The organism is Streptococcus oralis, from assembly GCF_001075675.1.
In the GTDB taxonomy this organism is placed as follows: Bacteria; Bacillota; Bacilli; order Lactobacillales; family Streptococcaceae; genus Streptococcus; species Streptococcus oralis_V.
In genome coordinates this window covers 26,226-43,567 of record NZ_JUNW01000020.1, presented here as the reverse complement: position 1 = coordinate 43,567, position 17,342 = coordinate 26,226, and the positions used below count along the sequence as shown (strand labels likewise).

The window sequence follows — 17,342 nt, the reverse complement described above, 5'->3', positions numbered from 1 at the left end:
CATTTTAAGTTCTTTCCTATATATGGGCTTTAACAAATGTTTGAAACCTTAAAATTTTTTTAAAAATTTTTCTAAAAAAGCTTGCAACCGTTTTCTATTTGTGCTATACTAAGTTCGTAAAAGAAAACGTTTGCGTTTTCTCATTAAATTATTTTTGTTATTCTTTAGGAGGAATACACTATGTCATCTAAATTCATGAAGAGCGCTGCTGTGCTCGGAACTGCTACTCTTGCTAGCTTACTTTTGGTAGCTTGCGGAAGCAAAACTGCTGATAAAGCAGCTGATACTAGCTCATCTGAAGCAAAAGAAATCACTTTCTACGTTGAAGACCAATACAAAGCCTACGCTGAAAAAGTTGCTGCAGCTTATGAAAAAGAATCAGGTACAAAAGTTAACATCAAATCAGGTGACCAACTTGGTGGACTTGACAAACTTTCTCTTGACAACCAATCAGGTCAAGCTGCTGACGTTATGATGGCACCATACGACCGCGTAGGTAGCCTTGGTACTGACGGACAACTTTCAGAAGTTACTTTGAGCGATGGTGCAAAAACAGATGATAAGACTAAATCTCTTGTAACAGCTGCTGACGGTAAAGTTTACGGTGCTCCTGCCGTTATTGAGTCTCTTGTTATGTACTACAACAAAGACTTGCTAAAAGAAGCTCCAAAAACTTTTGCTGAATTAGAAGAACTTGCTAAAGACAGCAAATACGCTTTCGCTGGTGAAGATGGCAAAACTACTGCATTCCTAGCTGACTGGACAAACTTCTACTACGCATACGGACTTCTTGCTGGTAACGGTGGTTACGTATTCGGACAAAACGGTAAAGACGCTAAAGACATCGGTCTTGCAAACGACGGTTCTATCACTGGTGTCAACTACGCTAAATCTTGGTATGAAAAATGGCCTAAAGGGATGCAAGATACTGAAGGTGCTGCAAACTTGATCCAAACTCAATTCCAAGAAGGTAAAACAGCTGCTATCATCGACGGTCCTTGGAAAGCTCAAGCATTCAAAGATGCTAAAGTAAACTACGGTGTTGCTACTATTCCAACTCTTCCAAATGGTAAAGAATACACACCATTCGGTGGTGGTAAAGCTTGGATCATCCCATCAAGCACTAAGAACCTTGAAGCTGCACAAAAATTTGTAGACTTCCTTGTTTCAACTGAACAACAAAAAGCATTCTACGATGCAACTAACGAAATCCCAGCTAACACTGAAGCTCGTTCATACGCTGAAGGTAAAAACGATGAGTTGACAACAGCTGTTATCAAACAGTTCAAGAACGCTCAACCAATGCCAAACATTTCTCAAATGTCAGCAGTTTGGGATCCAGCTAAAACTATGCTCTTTGATGCTGTAAGTGGTAAAAAAGATGCTAAAACAGCTGCTAACGATGCTGTAACATTGATCAAAGAAACAATCAAACAAAAATTTGGTGAATAATTGAATTCGTTACAAGGGGGGAGAATACAAATCCCCCTTTGATTTTATAAATTTACGAATGATTGCAGTTGCCTATCTAGTGATTGGAGACAAACTTCAATCTCGTATCCTATGAAAGGAGTATTCATGGAAAACCAACAACCTAGCAAAGCAGCCTTGCTTTCAGTGATTCCTGGGTTAGGACAGATTTACAATAAACAAAAGGCCAAAGGTTTTATCTTCCTTGGTGTAACTATCGTATTTGTTCTTTATTTCCTAGCACTTGCAGCCCCTGAATTGCACAATTTGATCACTCTTGGTGACAAGCCAGGTCGTGATAATTCCCTCTTTATGCTGATTCGTGGTGCCTTCCATTTAATCTTTGTAGTCGTTTATGTGCTCTTTTATTTCTCAAATATTAAAGATGCACATACAATCGCAAAACGTATTAACAATGGAATTCCTGTCCCACGTACTTTTAAAGATATGATCAAAGGTATTTATGAGAATGGTTTCCCTTACCTCTTGATCATCCCATCTTACGTCGCTATGACATTTGCGATTATCTTCCCAGTTATCGTAACCTTGATGATTGCCTTTACCAACTATGACTTCCAACACTTGCCACCAAACAAATTGTTGGACTGGGTTGGTTTGACTAACTTTACAAACATCTGGAGCTTAAGTACCTTCCGTTCAGCCTTCGGTGCGGTTCTTTCTTGGACCATCATCTGGGCCTTGTCTGCTTCTACTTTGCAGATTGTGATTGGTATCTTCACTGCTATCATTGCTAACCAACCATTTATCAAAGGAAAACGTATCTTTGGTGTTATTTTCCTTCTTCCTTGGGCTGTTCCAGCCTTCATCACTATCTTGACATTCTCAAACATGTTTAACGATAGTGTCGGAGCGATCAACACTCAAGTATTGCCTATCTTGGCTAAGGTTCTTCCTTTCCTTGACGGTGCTCTTATCCCTTGGAAAACAGACCCAACTTGGACGAAGATTGCCTTGATTATGATGCAAGGTTGGCTAGGATTCCCATACATCTACGTTTTGACTTTGGGTATCTTGCAGTCGATTCCTAACGACCTCTACGAAGCGGCTTACATCGATGGTGCCAATGCTTGGCAAAAATTCCGCAACATCACTTTCCCTATGATTTTGGCTGTTGCAGCACCAACATTGATCAGCCAATACACCTTCAACTTTAACAACTTCTCTATCATGTACCTCTTCAACGGCGGAGGTCCTGGTAGCGTTGGTGGTGGAGCCGGTTCAACTGATATCTTGATCTCATGGATTTATCGTTTGACAACAGGTACATCTCCTCAATACTCTATGGCGGCAGCTGTTACCTTGATCATCTCTATCATTGTCATCTCTATCTCTATGATCGCATTCAAGAAACTACACGCATTTGATATGGAGGACGTCTAAGATGAATAACTCAATCAAACTCAAACGTAGACTGACTCAAACCCTCACTTACCTCTACTTGATTGGTCTTTCAATCGTGATTATCTATCCACTTTTGATTACTATTATGTCAGCCTTCAAGACTGGTAACGTCGTAGCTTTTAAACTAGATGCTAACATCGACTTTAGCTTTGCCAACTTCCAAGGGCTCTTCACTGAAACCTTGTACGGCACTTGGTACCTCAACACTTTGATTATCGCCTTGATTACAATGGCTGTTCAAACAAGTATCATCGTACTTGCTGGTTATGCCTACAGCCGTTACAACTTCTTGGCTCGTAAACAAAGTTTGGTCTTCTTCTTGATCATCCAAATGGTGCCAACTATGGCCGCTTTGACAGCCTTCTTCGTTATGGCCCTTATGTTGAACGCCCTTAACCATAGCTGGTTCCTCATCTTCCTATATGTCGGTGGTGGTATCCCAATGAACGCTTGGTTGATGAAAGGTTACTTCGACACAGTACCAATGTCTCTTGATGAATCAGCAAAACTAGATGGTGCAGGACACTTCCGTCGCTTCTGGCAAATTGTTCTCCCACTCGTTCGCCCAATGGTTGCAGTACAAGCGCTCTGGGCCTTCATGGGACCTTTCGGAGACTATATCCTCTCTAGTTTCTTGCTTCGTGAGAAAGAATACTTTACAGTTGCCGTTGGTCTACAGACCTTTGTCAGCAATGTGAAAAACTTGAAGATTGCCTACTTCTCAGCAGGTGCTATCCTCATCGCCCTTCCAATCTGTATTCTCTTCTTCTTCCTACAAAAGAACTTTGTTTCAGGACTTACAAGTGGTGGCGACAAGGGATAATTTATCCCCGTCACCCTTTTTCATTTTGATCTTGTTTCTAAAGTTAAAAGATTAGACACAAGACCGCAAATAGTAGCAAAATCAGCTTTTCAGTAAGCAATTTATCTACTAGACTTGAAATAAAGTACATTTCTCTATATAATAATACTCATATAGAAAACACTTTTAGAAAGATACAAATGCTTCCATATCCATTTTCATATTTTTCAAGTATTTGGGGATTTCGTAAGCCCCTGTCAAAACGTTTTGGACTCAACTGGTTTCAACTCCTCTTTACTAGCATTTTCCTCATCAGCTTGTCCATGATTCCAATTGCCATTCAAAACAGCTCACAGGAAACGTATCCACTGGATACCTTTATCGATAATGTCTACACACCCCTGACAGATGAAGCGATCATGGACTTGTCAGAGAATGTGCAGATAGTAGATGGAAAACTGAGCTATTCTGGGACTAAAAATCAGCAAGCTTCTCTTCTGATTGGTCCAAGTCCAAGCAAGGAATTGCCAAAGGATTTGCAACTTCATTTTGATACTGAAGAACTCATCATCAGCAAGGAAAGCAAGGAACTGACCCGCATTCGCTACCACGCCATTCAAACGGAGAGTTTCCAGAGTAAGGAAGCTTTAACCCAGGCTATTTCTAAAGACTGGTACCAACAGAACCGTGTCTATATCAGTCTCTTTCTCGTCCTTGGTGCTAGCTTCCTCTTTGGATTGAATTTCTTCATTGTCTCCCTTGGAGCTAGTCTTCTCCTTTATATCACCAAAAAATCACGCCTCTTTTCATTTAGGAGCTTTAAAGAGTGCTACCATTTTATCTTGAACTGTTTAGGATTACCAACTCTGATTACGCTTGTTTTGGGACTTTTTGGCCAAAATATGACAACCCTTATCACTGTACAAAACATTCTTTTTGTTCTTTATCTGGTCACCATCTTTTATAAAACACATTACCGCGATCCAGATTATCATAAATAGGAGATTTTTATGCCCGTGACGATTAAAGATGTGGCTAAAGCAGCAGGTGTCTCACCTTCAACTGTTACCCGCGTCATCCAAAATAAATCAACGATTAGTGATGAAACCAAAAAACGAGTTCGCAAGGCGATGAAGGAGCTCAACTACCATCCCAACCTCAATGCTCGTAGCTTGGTAAGTAGCTATACTCAGGTTATCGGTCTGGTGCTTCCTGATGACTCGGATGCCTTTTACCAAAATCCTTTCTTCCCATCTGTCCTACGAGGGATTGCCCAAGTCGCGTCTGAAAACCACTACGCTATCCAGATTGCAACGGGGAAAGATGCAAAAGAGCGGCTCAAAGCTATTTCTCAGATGGTCTATGGTAAGCGTGTAGATGGTTTGATTTTCCTCTATGCTGAAGAAGAAGACCCTCTGGTCAAGCTAGTAGCCGATGAGCAGTTCCCTTTCCTCATTCTCGGAAAATCTACTTCACCCTTTATCCCTCTTGTTGATAATGACAATGTACAGGCGGGCTTTGATGCGACCGAGTATTTCATCAAAAAAGGATGCAAACGAATTGCCTTCATCGGGGGGACAAAGCGACTCTTCGTAACGCAAGATCGTCTAACTGGCTATGAGTCCGCACTCAAACAACACCAACTTCCGATTGATACCAACTTAACCTACTTTGCAACCGAATTTCTAGAAGAAAAAGGGTATCAGTTCAGTGAACTCCTATTCAATCACGATCCGCAGATTGATGCTATCATCACAACCGACAGTCTCCTAGCCGAAGGAGCCTGTGACTATATCGCTAAGCACAAACTGGATGTTCCTGTCTTGAGTTTCGACTCTGTCAATCCTCGACTTGACCTCGTAGCTTATGTGGACATCAATAGTCTGGAACTTGGGCGCGTTTCCTTTGAAACCATTCTCCAGATCATCAACGATGCTAAAAACAATAAACAGATTTGTTACCGCCAGTTGATTGGACACAAAATTATCGAAAAATAAAGACCAGCCCCAAGGCTGGTCTTTTGAGTATTATTAATTGTCTGTTTCTACGAATCGTCCGAGGATGTGGACATTTTCGGATACAGAGACAAAGGCTGTCGGATCGACCTGTTTCATGATGTGTTTAAAATCATTAAACTCTGCTCGTGTGATAACCGTAATCAAGACTGCTTTTCTCTCATGATTATAGGTCCCTTCTGCATCGTGGATCATGGTTGCTCCGCGGTGCAATTTTTTATGGATTTTTGCGATTACCTTGTCAGGATTATTGGTCACAATCATGGCCTGCATACGTTTTTGCTTGGTAAAGACCGCATCCGTCACACGGCTCGATACAAAGATGGTAATCATGGAGTAGAGGGCGTATTTCCAACCAAAGGTCAATCCTGCTATCAGCATAATCGTCCCATTCACTAAGAAAGAAATACTACCGACATTTCTCCCTGTTTTCTTTCGAATGGTCAGACTGACGATATCTGTACCTCCGCTAGAAATATTGTTACGGAGCGCAAAACCAATCCCCAAGCCCATGACAACACCCCCAAAAAGGGCGTTGATAATGGGATCCTCTGTCAAGGTCACAACTGGTACAAGCTGGATAAAGAGAGAACTCATGGATACTGTGATGAAGGTAAAGATTGTAAACTTATGCCCAATCTGATACCAAGCCAAAATCATCAACGGAAAATTGATAGCATAAAAGGTTAGCGATATCGGAATGTAAAAACCAAACCAGTGATTACTCAAGGCAGAGATAATCTGTGCCAGACCCGTCGCGCCACTGGAGTAAACGTGCCCTGGTTGAAAAAAGAAATTGACTGCTACTGCTGACAGAAAGCCATAAACCAGAGAAGCCGATACTTTCTCATCATATTTTTCCCGAGAGATACTTTGTAAAACTCGTAAGATTTTTATCTGATAAGCAAAGCGGCGCAGATAATAGCGCCACCGCTTAATTCGTTTTGCTTGTTTCATCTTCTTCTACTTGTAAGCTGAGTTCCTCTAGTTGTTTGAGAGCGACTGTTGATGGAGCTTGAGTCATTGGGTCTGTTGCCTTATTGTTCTTAGGAAAGGCAATGACTTCACGAATATTTTCTTCTCCTGCTAAGAGCATCACAAAACGGTCAAGTCCAATAGCCAAACCACCATGTGGTGGGAAACCATAGTCCATGGCTTCAAGAAGGAAGCCAAACTGGTCATTTGCTTCTTCAGATGAGAAACCAAGAGCCTTAAACATGCGTTCTTGAAGGTCTTTTTGGTTGATACGAAGACTACCACCACCAAGCTCATAACCGTTCAAGACGATATCGTAAGCAATGGCACGAACCTTAGCCAAATCACCTTCTAATTCGTGAGCTGTTTCTTCCTGTGGAAGGGTAAATGGGTGGTGGGCGCTCATGTAGCGACCTTCTTCTTCAGACCATTCAAACATTGGCCAATCAACCACCCAAAGGAAGTTGAATTTATCGTTATCAATCAAGCCAAGCTCTTTGGCAATACGTCCACGAAGGGCACCAAGGGTTGCATTTGCTACTTCAAGCGTATCCGCCACAAAGAGAACCAAATCCTTGTCTTCAAGACCAAGCGCTGCAGTCAATTCTGCTTGCATCCCAGTCAAGAACTTGGCAACTGGTCCATTTAATTCTCCCTCAACTACCTTGACCCAAGCAAGACCTTTGGCACCGTACTGTTTGGCTACTTCGGTCATCTTGTCGATGTCTTTACGTGAGTAGTTATCCGCAGCTCCTTTGACCACAATAGCTTTAACGGCAGGTGCTTCTGAAAAGACTTTGAAATCAACACCTCTAACCACTTCTGTCAAGTCCTGAAGCAACATATCAAAACGAGTATCTGGCTTATCAGAACCGTAAAAGGCCATAGCATCATCATACTTCATACGAGGAAATGGAAGAGTTACTTCGATGCCTTTGGTTTCTTTCATCACGCGCGCAATCAATCCTTCTGTAATATCTTGGATTTCTTGCTCCGTAAGGAAGGATGTTTCCAAGTCGACCTGGGTGAACTCAGGCTGACGATCACCACGCAAGTCCTCATCACGGAAACATTTGACGATTTGGTAATAGCGGTCGAAACCAGCATTCATCAACAATTGCTTAGTGATTTGTGGACTTTGAGGAAGAGCGTAGAAATGCCCTTTATTGACACGAGATGGCACCAAATAGTCACGCGCCCCTTCTGGCGTTGACTTCGAAAGGAATGGCGTCTCCACATCGATAAACTCCAACTCATCCAAGTAATTACGGATAGAGTGGGTCACCTTGGCACGAAGCTTAAGGTTTTCTAGCATTTCTGGACGACGAAGGTCAAGGTAACGGTAACGCAAACGTGTATCGTCATTGGCCTCAATCCCATCTTTAATCTCAAAAGGTGTTGTTTTGGCTGTATTAAGCACCGTCAAAGCTGTCACGTTCAACTCAACTGCACCAGTCGGCAATTTATCATTAGCTTGCTCACGCGCAACGACTTGTCCAGTCACCTCGATGACAAACTCACTGCGAAGACTTTCAGCTGTTGCCATGACCTCTGCAGATACTTTTTCAGGGTTGATAACCAACTGCATGATTCCTTCACGGTCACGAAGGTCGATAAAGATTAAACCACCCAAGTCACGACGACGGCCAACCCATCCTTTCAAAGTAATCTCTTGTCCGATATGTTCCTCACGAACACGACCAGCATACATACTACGTTTCATGTTTTCTCTCCTCTTTTATTCTGTTACTATTTTACCATAAAAGCGCAGGCTCTTCATGAAAATCAGCAGAAAAGTTTGATTGTCTTTAGAAATCAAAACGAACAGACAAAAAATCCGATGAAAACGTCATCGGATTCTCTGATTATGATTCTTAACCTTTTTTACGCTTTTCAGCAATCTCAGCTGCCTTTTTAGGTAGAACAATCTCCGTCGCATAAGCTGTCGCAAAACGCAAGACACCTGCAATAGGCGCAAAGACAACCGCTAGATAGTTGTAAAAGAAGTCGCCTTTAAAGGCATAGGCAAGTGCCCCGATGATAAAGAAGAGAACGACCGCCTGTATCACTGCTAATAAAATTACTCGTTTCATGTGACCTCCTGACTCTATTATAGCATGAGTATCATCAAAAAGCCGATTAAATTATTCAAAGCGTGGAGAGAAATGCTGTAAAGAAGACCTTTTCGGCTTACATAAGCCAGTCCCAAACTCAATCCCAGACTAGCATAAACTAAAAACTGTTGCAAAGTCCCTGGAAAATGAATCAAGGCAAAAAGCACACTTGATACGAGGAGAAACAGAGCTGTCTGTTTGCTGTTGTTCTGCTTAGGAAAGAGATAGCGCGCCAGCATCCCTCTAAAAATGAGTTCTTCCGTCAGAGGAGCAAAGACTACCACCATAAAGAAACCAAATACAGGCTGAGCAACTGTCAATTGTGATACGATTTGTTGATTGACTGACGGATCTTCTGGCAAAAAGAACTGAGCTGTAATCGCCACTAGCAAAACCAGAGTAGGCAACCAGATATAACGATTAAAAGCTGTCGTCTGGATGCTAACCTTTTCTGTCTGATACCATCTGTAAACTCCATAAACATAGGCCCCTGACAGAGCGATATAGAGTGGCAAGACTCCAAAGATCGAAGCCCCTAGGTCAAGCGCTGATAAAGCCATACTCTGAATCAGACCATAGCCAAAGTAAAAGGATAGGACAGCTAGAAGAAACCAGCCAAGATTTTTAAGTAATTTCATAAAAGACTCCTATTTGAAATAACGTTTTACCATAGGTAATTGCATCACATTGATATAAATATGGATCGCTCCTACAAGCAAGAAGGCTAGTAACTGAATCTCTCCTGTCAGTAAGGAAAAGAGAACGATTAGAAAATAGAGAGTTGGCAAGACATACTGGTTTAATTGGAATAAAATTCGAAAACTCTGTTCTAAATTAGCCTTGCGCTCCCCTTCATCGTAAGAGTTTATATAGCCCAAGACATCTTTTGGTGTAGAGAAGAATTCCAAATCAAACTGACGAACGATCGCAATGGTCTTATAGAGATATTTTTGAGCACTGAAAATCATCACTAATGCCAAAAAAGAAAGAGATAAGGTTATATAGCTGATATTTAGTACAATTACTTCACTACCTGAGATGAAAAGAGCCAAAAAAATCGCTACGCCTGCACTATTAAAAGCAATAGTTCCAAACTCGAGATTACGATACATTTGTACATAATAGGTTTCATTCAGATCATCATCCATTTCCTCTTGATACAAGGAGTGAAATTTTCTGCTTTTCTTTAAGAAATCGAAAGTCAAAAACATACTAATGAAACCTAACAGTAAACAAATAGATGATATCCATGGAGTCACGGTTTTGACATCTAAAATGGTTCCGTAGTTTTCGGTATAGGCCTTAAACATCTCTGCAAACATGACCAAGAAGCCTCCCAAGATAACAGCCATTAAAAATAACAATCCACGTTTCTTTTTCATATTCATACTCTTTCTAAACTAAACCAATCCAACTAACCACTGACCAAACACTTTACCTGATTCATAAATAGCTGTCAAGCCCTCTGTTCCAAGTGATACTAAAATCAAACAAACAGCAAACAAGAAAATAGCTTGGTTTCTAGCTTTTTTTGCTCCATCTCCCAAGGGTTCATTGCCAAGCCAACCTGCTAGATAGGCATAGAGAGTTACTGTTATAATCCCAATCTCTGTCGAAGAGAGAAACAGCAAGACTGTCACCAAACGAACGATATTGGCTTGAATGTTAAAATAATTTCCTAAACCTGCACAAACACCTGCAAGTTCTTTGTGCTCAGTATCGACTTGAAAACCTGCTAAAAACTTTTTCATATTCATTCTCCTTTTTCACTTGCTAGATTTTTGGATTTCTTTTCAATCCAGTCAACTACTGGGATGAGAGCAAAGTAGGTCCAAACAAATTGGTCGCTTTGATATGGATTAAACCAGCCTAGGTCCATCCCAATCAGTAGAAATACGCTGACTAATAGAGCTATGGCAACTACATAATAGATTACTTTATACTTGTTCATCATTTTTCTCCTTTTTCTTCAACCGATTGAAAATGGACAAGAGGACTAAATTAATCCAAAACAAATACTTACTTTCAACAAAATAGAACCAACCCAGTAATGTTCCAATCATAGCAAAAGCATTCACAATAAAGGCAAAAACACTCATATAATAAATCACTTTATACTTGTTCATCACTCGTCCTCCTCTATCCGAAATACCGACTCGACTGGTTCATTGAATATCTGCGAAATCTTCAGGGCGATCACAATGGACGGGGTGTATTCGTCCCGTTCTAGTAGGCTAATGGTCTGTCTGGACACGCCAGCTAGTTTGGCCAGCTCTGTTTGATTGAGACCATCGCGAGCCCGAAGCTCTTTTAAACGATTTTTAAGCATTCCTTTCTCCTTCACTCTTAACTTGCTTACATTGTAACACATCTTTTTCTTTTTGACAACTATATTTGTCAAAAAGTTTATGATTTTTGTCATTTTGCAAAAGAAAACGGTCAGGAGTAAGGTCCTGACCAGTTTTTCTACTATTAAAAGCCTAATTTTTCAAAGATGTCTGAGAAGTTTTGGCTGATGGTCTCAAGGGATACTTGAACTTCTTCTCGTGTTTGGTTGTTCTTAACCGTCACTTGTCTGCTTTCGACTTCGCTCTCTCCTAGCGTGATGAGGGTCTTAGCCGCAAAGACATCGGCTGACTTGAACTGAGCTTTGAGCTTTCGGTTGAGGTAGTCACGTTCTGCTTTGAATCCTTGTTGGCGAAGGGCTTGTACCAATTCCAAGGCCTTGACATTTGCTTCTTCACCCAAGACTGCGATATAGACATCTAGGGCATTTTCGATAGGGAGGGTTACACCTTGCTTTTCAAGGATGAGAAGCAGGCGCTCTACACCAAGTCCAAAACCAAATCCAGCAGTTTCAGGACCACCAAAGTAGGCAACCAAGCCATCGTAGCGACCTCCTGCACAGACGGTCAATTCATTGCCCTCGATTTCAGTGATGAATTCAAAAATCGTGTGGTTGTAGTAGTCCAGACCACGCACCATATTGGTATCGATGATATAGTCTACACCCAGATTTTCCAACATCTGACGCACAGCATCAAAGTGAGTTTGGCTTTCTTCATCAAGGAAGTCCAAGATAGACGGCGCATTCTCTACTGCCACCTTGTCATCTTTTTCCTTAGAGTCCAAGACACGGAGAGGATTTTCCTCCAAACGACGTTGGCTATCCTTCGACAGGGTCTCCTTGAGTGGTGTCAAATAGTCGATCAAGGCCTGACGATAAGCCGCACGGCTCTCAGGATTTCCGAGAGTGTTGAGGTGTAATTTGACACCTTGGATGCCGATTTCTTTCAAGAAATGAGCTGCCATAGCGATGGTTTCCACATCGGTAGCTGGATTGCTAGAGCCAAAACACTCAACACCAATCTGGTGAAATTGGCGTAAACGCCCTGCCTGTGGACGCTCATAACGGAACATAGGGCCCATGTAATAGAACTTACTTGGCTTTTGCACTTCTGGTGCGAAGAGTTTATTTTCCACATAGGAACGGACAACGGGCGCAGTTCCTTCTGGACGGAGGGTGATATGGCGGTCACCCTTGTCATAGAAGTCGTACATTTCCTTGGTTACGATATCAGTCGTGTCCCCGACAGAACGACTGATGACCTCGTAGTGTTCAAAAATAGGCGTGCGCACTTCCGCATAGTTATAGCGCTTGAAAATTTCACGAGCAAAGCCCTCAACGTACTGCCACTTGGCAGACTCAGCAGGTAAAATATCCTGCGTTCCTTTTGGTTTTTGTAATTTCATTGGGAATCCTCTTTAAACTTAATAGTCTTATTTTACCATAAATAGAGGGATTAAAACAGTATGAATAAAATTAGGATTCAAATATCATTTTTGAGATTAATAACTGTCAAAAGAATAGCCAGCAAGGAAAGACCAACAAATAGCATCCAAGTCAACTGTATATTCCATACAGCTATAAGTGAAAAACAAGCTGTTCCCACAGGTATGGATAAGGTAAACAATAAACCTAAAAAATTACTGGTACGAGCTAGAACATCTGGAGCTAGATTTTTCATGAGCATGGCACTAATCTTTGGTTGAACTTTACCAGACACATACAGAGTTAAAAATAGAAATAGCAAACCAAGCACGACTTGATTGAATACATTAGCTAGACCAATTAGACTGAGTCCTACGGTCGCCCACATCATCAATCTAGGCAAAGACTGCTTCCCAAAATAATCATTGCCCGTAAGGCTACTGATGATGATTGCTACTAAAACACAGAATTGATTGATAAATAGTGCCTCTGTGTAAGAAAAATTCAAGAGAGAATGGCTCAAAAAGAAGATGTTATAGATGCTTCCTAAAGCCCCACCCAAGGCATTAATAAGCAAGACAGCAAAGATCATGAAACCAAAGTTTTTCTGTCCACCTTTAAGAAAAACGAGACGTAAATTTCGGTAAATTGTTAGGAACTGGTCTTTGATAGAAAGCTTCTCATTTTTTAGTTTTTTACCATCAGCAGATGACATTGACAGACTCAATTTGCTTTTTCCTAAAAAGAGAATAAAGGCTGATACTAGGAAAAAGCAGGCATTGATTCCCGCAACAAGGGAAAAATTGTTGACCGATAGACCTAAGAGCCAAACTCCAAAAGCTTGACCACCAATAGCTGAAATATAGGTGATAAACTGGGAAAAAGAATAAGCTTCCATCAGATCCCCTTCAGCTACTTTTTCCTTAACGAGGGGCATGCGCAAACCACCAGCAAAATCACTGATCACATCACTGATGACATTGATCAAACACAGGCTAGAAAAGGCAAAGAGACTAGCTTGCTGAACAACTAGGGCTGCCAGAAAAAATAAAACCGCCTGAAACAAACCGCTATAGACCATCCATTTGACCTTGTCCCTTGTGTAATCTGCCCGAATCCCTACAAAAACTGTAAAGAGAGTCGGAAGAATCATGACAATATTCGCCATAGCAACAGCAAAAGAGGCTTGTGGCAAGGTCGATGCATAAACGATAAATACCAGGTTAAAAATCGAAGCACCAAAGGCATTGAAGAAGCGCGACAAAGTCAAGAGTCGATAAGCTTGATTTCTAAACAATAGTTTCATAGGTGATCTCCCTTCTTGTTATAATCCCTATATGAAGTATGACTATAGTATAGCACTTAGAAATTGAAAGGGAAAACTTTTGAATATATGCAACACACAAAATGAGCAAAGAAACGATAGAACTTTTGTAACGACCTGAGAGTAGTCAAAAGTTCTATCGCTTAAATTTTCAAATTATTTTCTTAGTTTGCAGATATTCAACAATCGGTTGTATTTCTGTAGTATTCAGCAGATTTGTTACAACCAAGCATCTCAAAAATATGGACAGCATCTTCCATCTTTTTCTGACCTTCCTTGACTCTACCCTGCTTGCTATCAAGAAGACCTTCAGCCCACAAATAGACAATTCGGAAATAGGTCTCATTTTCCTTGTAGAAATGCTCTTTGATGACACGTTTAAAATAAGAGGCATTGGTAAATTCTTCACACTCAATGCTGGCTAAAAAACCATTCAATAGCATAGTATGAAAAAGGTTTCGATTACTAGACATTTCCATTAGAAAATCGGATTTGCGGACCATTTCTCGTACATATCTAGTAAAAAGAGAAACAGACAAGAACGGAGAACTGACTGAGAACAAATTGAGTTCATAGATTCCCCAAATCTCAGTAGAAAACAAGTAGTCATGAAGGACTTTCCCTTCCTCTGCCGTTAACTCAACCGTTTCATCCATACTCTTCATATAAGACTTGATAATGATGGCATTTAGAATATGTTTCTGTTTGTTTTGAGAATGGGCATGCTTTTGATACTCCTTGCGATATAAGTCCTCAAGAGGTGCTATATTCTTTAAATCCAAAACATCTGTGATTTCTTTTCTCAACTCCGAATCTGTATCATACTGAAAACCTCTCGCCAGAAAGAGGATTTCCTCTACACTAGCAGATATATTTTCTAGGGCAAATAGAAACTTTTCCACCGAAAGCTCACTCTGACCTGTTTCAAATCGGGACAACATGGACGGCGAAAATTGTCCCCCAGTTGCTTGTCTCAGCGAGATATTTCTTGACTCTCGTAATTGTCTAAAGACTTTTCCAATCTGCTCCATAGACTTCCCCTTGATTCCATATTTTCTTCATTTTATCATATTTTTCAGAAAATTCATCAAAAACTTGCCAAATTGTCAGAATTATGAGAAAATAGAGGATATTTATCAGGTGGAGGGACTGTTATGAGAGACGATATCAAAATCAATGACCGCGCTTTGGCTTTACAAGACCAAATTATCGAAAAACTAGAGAAGGTTTTTGATACAGATGTGGAATTGGATGTGTACAATCTGGGCTTAATTTATGAAATCAATCTGGATGAAACAGGTCTCTGTAAGATTGTCATGACCTTCACCGATACTGCCTGTGATTGCGCCGAAAGCCTGCCTATCGAAATCGTCGCAGGTCTGAAACAAATCGAGGGTATCGAAGATGTCAAGGTTGAAGTTACCTGGTCGCCTGCTTGGAAGATCACACGAATCAGTCGCTACGGCCGTATTGCCCTTGGACTGCCACCTCGTTAATACTCTTCAAAAATCTCTTCAAACCACGTCAGCTTTATCTCCAACCCCAAAGCTGTGCTTTGAGCAACCTGCGCCTAGCTTTCTGGTTTGCTCTTTGATTTTTATTGAGTATAAGCAGGCAAATCACTTTTGAAGATGAAAAGAAGCAAGCCGAAAATGGCTTGCTTTTTAAGTTTATTTTTTACCTGACTTGTCCATATTCCAGAAGTCTGTCACGGCTCCGCGTGAAGCAGATGATACGATATGGGCATATTTACCGAGAACACCACGGCTGTAAAGAGGTGGCAATGTTGTTTCTGCCTTGCGTTTTTCAAGTTCTTCTTCTGATACGGCCATGGAAATTTCTTTGGTATCTTGGTCAACCGTAACGATATCACCTGTACGGAGGTAAGCAATCGGTCCACCATCCTGAGCTTCAGGAGCGATATGTCCGACAACCAGACCATAAGTACCACCAGAGAAGCGTCCATCCGTCAAGAGGGCAACCTTGTCTCCTTGACCTTTACCAACGATCATGGATGAAAGGGATAGCATCTCAGGCATACCAGGACCACCCTTAGGCCCAACGAAACGGACAACAACTACATCGCCATCAACGATTTCATCTGTCAGAACAGCCTGGATAGCATCTTCTTCTGAGTCAAAGACCTTAGCTGGTCCAACGTGGCGACGCACTTTCACACCTGATACTTTAGCAACCGCACCATCAGGGGCAAGGTTCCCATTCAAGATGATAAGCGGACCGTCTGCACGTTTTGGATTTTCAAGTGGCATAATGACTTTTTGGCCTGGTGTAAGGTCTGCAAAGTCAGCCAAGTTTTCAGCGACTGTCTTACCAGTACATGTGATGCGGTCGCCATGAAGGAAACCATTTGCCAAGAGGTATTTCATAACCGCAGGGACACCACCGACTTCGTAGAGGTCTTGAAAGACATACTGACCAGATGGTTTCAAGTCAGCCAAGTGAGGCACGCGCTCTTGGATCGTATTGAAGTCCTCAAGTGACAAGTCAACATTAGCCGCATGGGCAATGGCAAGCAAGTGAAGAGTGGCATTTGTAGAACCACCGAGAGCCATAGTTACAGTGATGGCATCTTCAAAAGCTTCACGAGTCAAGATATCTGATGGTTTGAGACCAAGCTCCAGCATCTTGACAACAGCACGTCCTGCTGCTTCGATATCTTCTTTCTTGTCAGCTGATTCAGCTGGATGAGATGAAGATCCTGGCAAACTCATACCGAGAACTTCGATAGCAGTTGCCATGGTATTAGCTGTATACATACCACCACAGCCACCAGGGCCAGGGCAGGCATTACATTCGAGACGTTTCACGTCCTCAGCTGTCATGTCACCATGGTTCCATTTTCCGATACCCTCAAAGACAGAAACCAAGTCAATGTCTTTGCCATCAAGATTTCCCGGTGCAATAGTACCACCATAGGCGAAAATAGCTGGAATATCCATATTGGCAATGGCAATCATAGAACCAGGCATGTTCTTGTCACAGCCACCGATAGCGACAAAGGCATCCACGTTGTGACCACCCATCGCAGCCTCAATAGAGTCCGCGATGATGTCACGAGATGTTAGAGAGAAACGCATACCAGGCGTTCCCATGGCGATCCCGTCTGCTACGGTAATGGTTCCAAACTGAACAGGCCAAGCGCCCGCAGATTTGACACCTTCTTTAGCCAATTTCCCAAAATCATGCAAGTGAATGTTACATGGTGTATTTTCCGCCCAAGTTGAAATCACTCCCACAATCGGTGTTTCAAAGTCCTTATCTGTCATTCCAGTGGCACGAAGCATGGCACGGTTTGGTGATTTCACCATACTGTCATAAACGCTACTGCGGTGACGTGTATCTAATTCTGTCATTTGTTCCCTCCCATTTCAGTTTTTACCATTATAGCACAATTTCCGCATGAAGAACAGAATAAAATTCTTGAATT

19 protein-coding genes are annotated in these 17,342 nt (G+C 41.6%); 6 read left to right on the top strand and 13 right to left on the bottom strand.

Going from position 1 to position 17,342, the window contains the following annotated elements:
• The first annotated feature begins 180 nt into the window (after nucleotides 1-180).
• The 5 genes from ADM50_RS03220 (at nucleotide 181) to ADM50_RS03200 (ending at nucleotide 5,691) form a co-directional block, all read left to right on the top strand.
• Nucleotides 181-1,452, top strand: a complete 1,272-nt coding sequence (locus ADM50_RS03220) for an extracellular solute-binding protein (protein ID WP_000095461.1) — start codon at nucleotides 181-183, stop codon at nucleotides 1,450-1,452.
• A gap of 126 nt (nucleotides 1,453-1,578) precedes the next feature.
• The gene (locus ADM50_RS03215; RefSeq protein WP_000431414.1) at nucleotides 1,579-2,871 is read left to right on the top strand and encodes a carbohydrate ABC transporter permease; all 1,293 of its coding nucleotides are present in this window, start codon (nucleotides 1,579-1,581) and stop codon (nucleotides 2,869-2,871) included.
• Between the two features lies 1 nt (nucleotide 2,872).
• Nucleotides 2,873-3,715: a sugar ABC transporter permease gene (locus tag ADM50_RS03210; protein WP_049484504.1), complete on the top strand. Its 843-nt coding sequence runs from the start codon at nucleotides 2,873-2,875 to the stop codon at nucleotides 3,713-3,715.
• Between the two features lie 179 nt (nucleotides 3,716-3,894).
• Complete coding sequence (locus ADM50_RS03205) at nucleotides 3,895-4,695, top strand: DUF1189 domain-containing protein (protein WP_049484503.1); 801 nt, start codon at nucleotides 3,895-3,897, stop codon at nucleotides 4,693-4,695.
• Nucleotides 4,696-4,704: 9 nt separating this feature from the next.
• On the top strand, nucleotides 4,705-5,691 hold the full coding sequence (locus ADM50_RS03200; RefSeq protein ID WP_049484502.1) for a LacI family DNA-binding transcriptional regulator: 987 nt from the start codon (nucleotides 4,705-4,707) through the stop codon (nucleotides 5,689-5,691).
• A gap of 33 nt (nucleotides 5,692-5,724) precedes the next feature.
• Here ADM50_RS03200 and ADM50_RS03195 read toward each other — a convergent pair whose 3' ends face one another.
• The 12 genes from ADM50_RS03195 to rgg form a co-directional block, all read right to left on the bottom strand.
• Entirely contained in the window at nucleotides 5,725-6,666 is a 942-nt protein-coding gene (locus ADM50_RS03195) for a YitT family protein (protein ID WP_000806300.1), read from the bottom strand.
• On the bottom strand, nucleotides 6,644-8,407 hold the full coding sequence (gene aspS, locus ADM50_RS03190; RefSeq protein WP_000830905.1) for an aspartate--tRNA ligase: 1,764 nt from the start codon (nucleotides 8,405-8,407) through the stop codon (nucleotides 6,644-6,646). Before aspS ends, ADM50_RS03195 begins: the two co-directional genes overlap by 23 nt.
• A gap of 151 nt (nucleotides 8,408-8,558) precedes the next feature.
• The gene (locus ADM50_RS03185) at nucleotides 8,559-8,777 is read right to left on the bottom strand and encodes a hypothetical protein (RefSeq protein WP_000832178.1); all 219 of its coding nucleotides are present in this window, start codon (nucleotides 8,775-8,777) and stop codon (nucleotides 8,559-8,561) included.
• Between the two features lie 17 nt (nucleotides 8,778-8,794).
• Complete coding sequence (locus ADM50_RS03180) at nucleotides 8,795-9,436, bottom strand: CPBP family intramembrane glutamic endopeptidase (protein WP_049484501.1); 642 nt, start codon at nucleotides 9,434-9,436, stop codon at nucleotides 8,795-8,797.
• Between the two features lie 9 nt (nucleotides 9,437-9,445).
• On the bottom strand, nucleotides 9,446-10,180 hold the full coding sequence (locus tag ADM50_RS03175; RefSeq protein ID WP_049484500.1) for a DUF3169 family protein: 735 nt from the start codon (nucleotides 10,178-10,180) through the stop codon (nucleotides 9,446-9,448).
• 18 nt (nucleotides 10,181-10,198) lie between these two features.
• Nucleotides 10,199-10,549: a PspC domain-containing protein gene (locus tag ADM50_RS03170; protein WP_033583608.1), complete on the bottom strand. Its 351-nt coding sequence runs from the start codon at nucleotides 10,547-10,549 to the stop codon at nucleotides 10,199-10,201.
• Between the two features lie 2 nt (nucleotides 10,550-10,551).
• Entirely contained in the window at nucleotides 10,552-10,749 is a 198-nt protein-coding gene (locus ADM50_RS03165; protein WP_033583605.1) for a hypothetical protein, read from the bottom strand.
• Nucleotides 10,736-10,924 carry a hypothetical protein gene (locus ADM50_RS03160; protein ID WP_001046120.1) on the bottom strand — a complete coding sequence of 63 codons (189 nt, stop codon included), beginning with the start codon at nucleotides 10,922-10,924 and terminating at the stop codon, nucleotides 10,736-10,738. Before ADM50_RS03160 ends, ADM50_RS03165 begins: the two co-directional genes overlap by 14 nt.
• On the bottom strand, nucleotides 10,924-11,127 hold the full coding sequence (locus ADM50_RS03155; RefSeq protein WP_000916947.1) for a helix-turn-helix transcriptional regulator: 204 nt from the start codon (nucleotides 11,125-11,127) through the stop codon (nucleotides 10,924-10,926). The genes ADM50_RS03160 and ADM50_RS03155 overlap by 1 nt, the downstream gene beginning before the upstream one ends.
• Before the next feature lie 143 nt (nucleotides 11,128-11,270).
• Nucleotides 11,271-12,551: a histidine--tRNA ligase gene (hisS, locus tag ADM50_RS03150; RefSeq protein WP_000775841.1), complete on the bottom strand. Its 1,281-nt coding sequence runs from the start codon at nucleotides 12,549-12,551 to the stop codon at nucleotides 11,271-11,273.
• A gap of 77 nt (nucleotides 12,552-12,628) precedes the next feature.
• Nucleotides 12,629-13,876: an MFS transporter gene (locus ADM50_RS03145; RefSeq protein ID WP_000770638.1), complete on the bottom strand. Its 1,248-nt coding sequence runs from the start codon at nucleotides 13,874-13,876 to the stop codon at nucleotides 12,629-12,631.
• Between the two features lie 197 nt (nucleotides 13,877-14,073).
• The gene (rgg, locus tag ADM50_RS03140; protein WP_000434958.1) at nucleotides 14,074-14,925 is read right to left on the bottom strand and encodes a quorum-sensing system transcriptional regulator Rgg; all 852 of its coding nucleotides are present in this window, start codon (nucleotides 14,923-14,925) and stop codon (nucleotides 14,074-14,076) included.
• A gap of 123 nt (nucleotides 14,926-15,048) precedes the next feature.
• On the opposite strand from rgg, the gene ADM50_RS03135 reads away from it, so the two are divergent.
• Nucleotides 15,049-15,390, top strand: a complete 342-nt coding sequence (locus ADM50_RS03135) for a metal-sulfur cluster assembly factor (RefSeq protein ID WP_001204052.1) — start codon at nucleotides 15,049-15,051, stop codon at nucleotides 15,388-15,390.
• 174 nt (nucleotides 15,391-15,564) lie between these two features.
• Here ADM50_RS03135 and ilvD read toward each other — a convergent pair whose 3' ends face one another.
• A complete protein-coding gene (ilvD, locus tag ADM50_RS03130; RefSeq protein ID WP_000137380.1) occupies nucleotides 15,565-17,268 on the bottom strand; it encodes a dihydroxy-acid dehydratase in 1,704 nt (567 codons plus the stop codon).
• Nucleotides 17,269-17,342 lie beyond the last annotated feature (74 nt).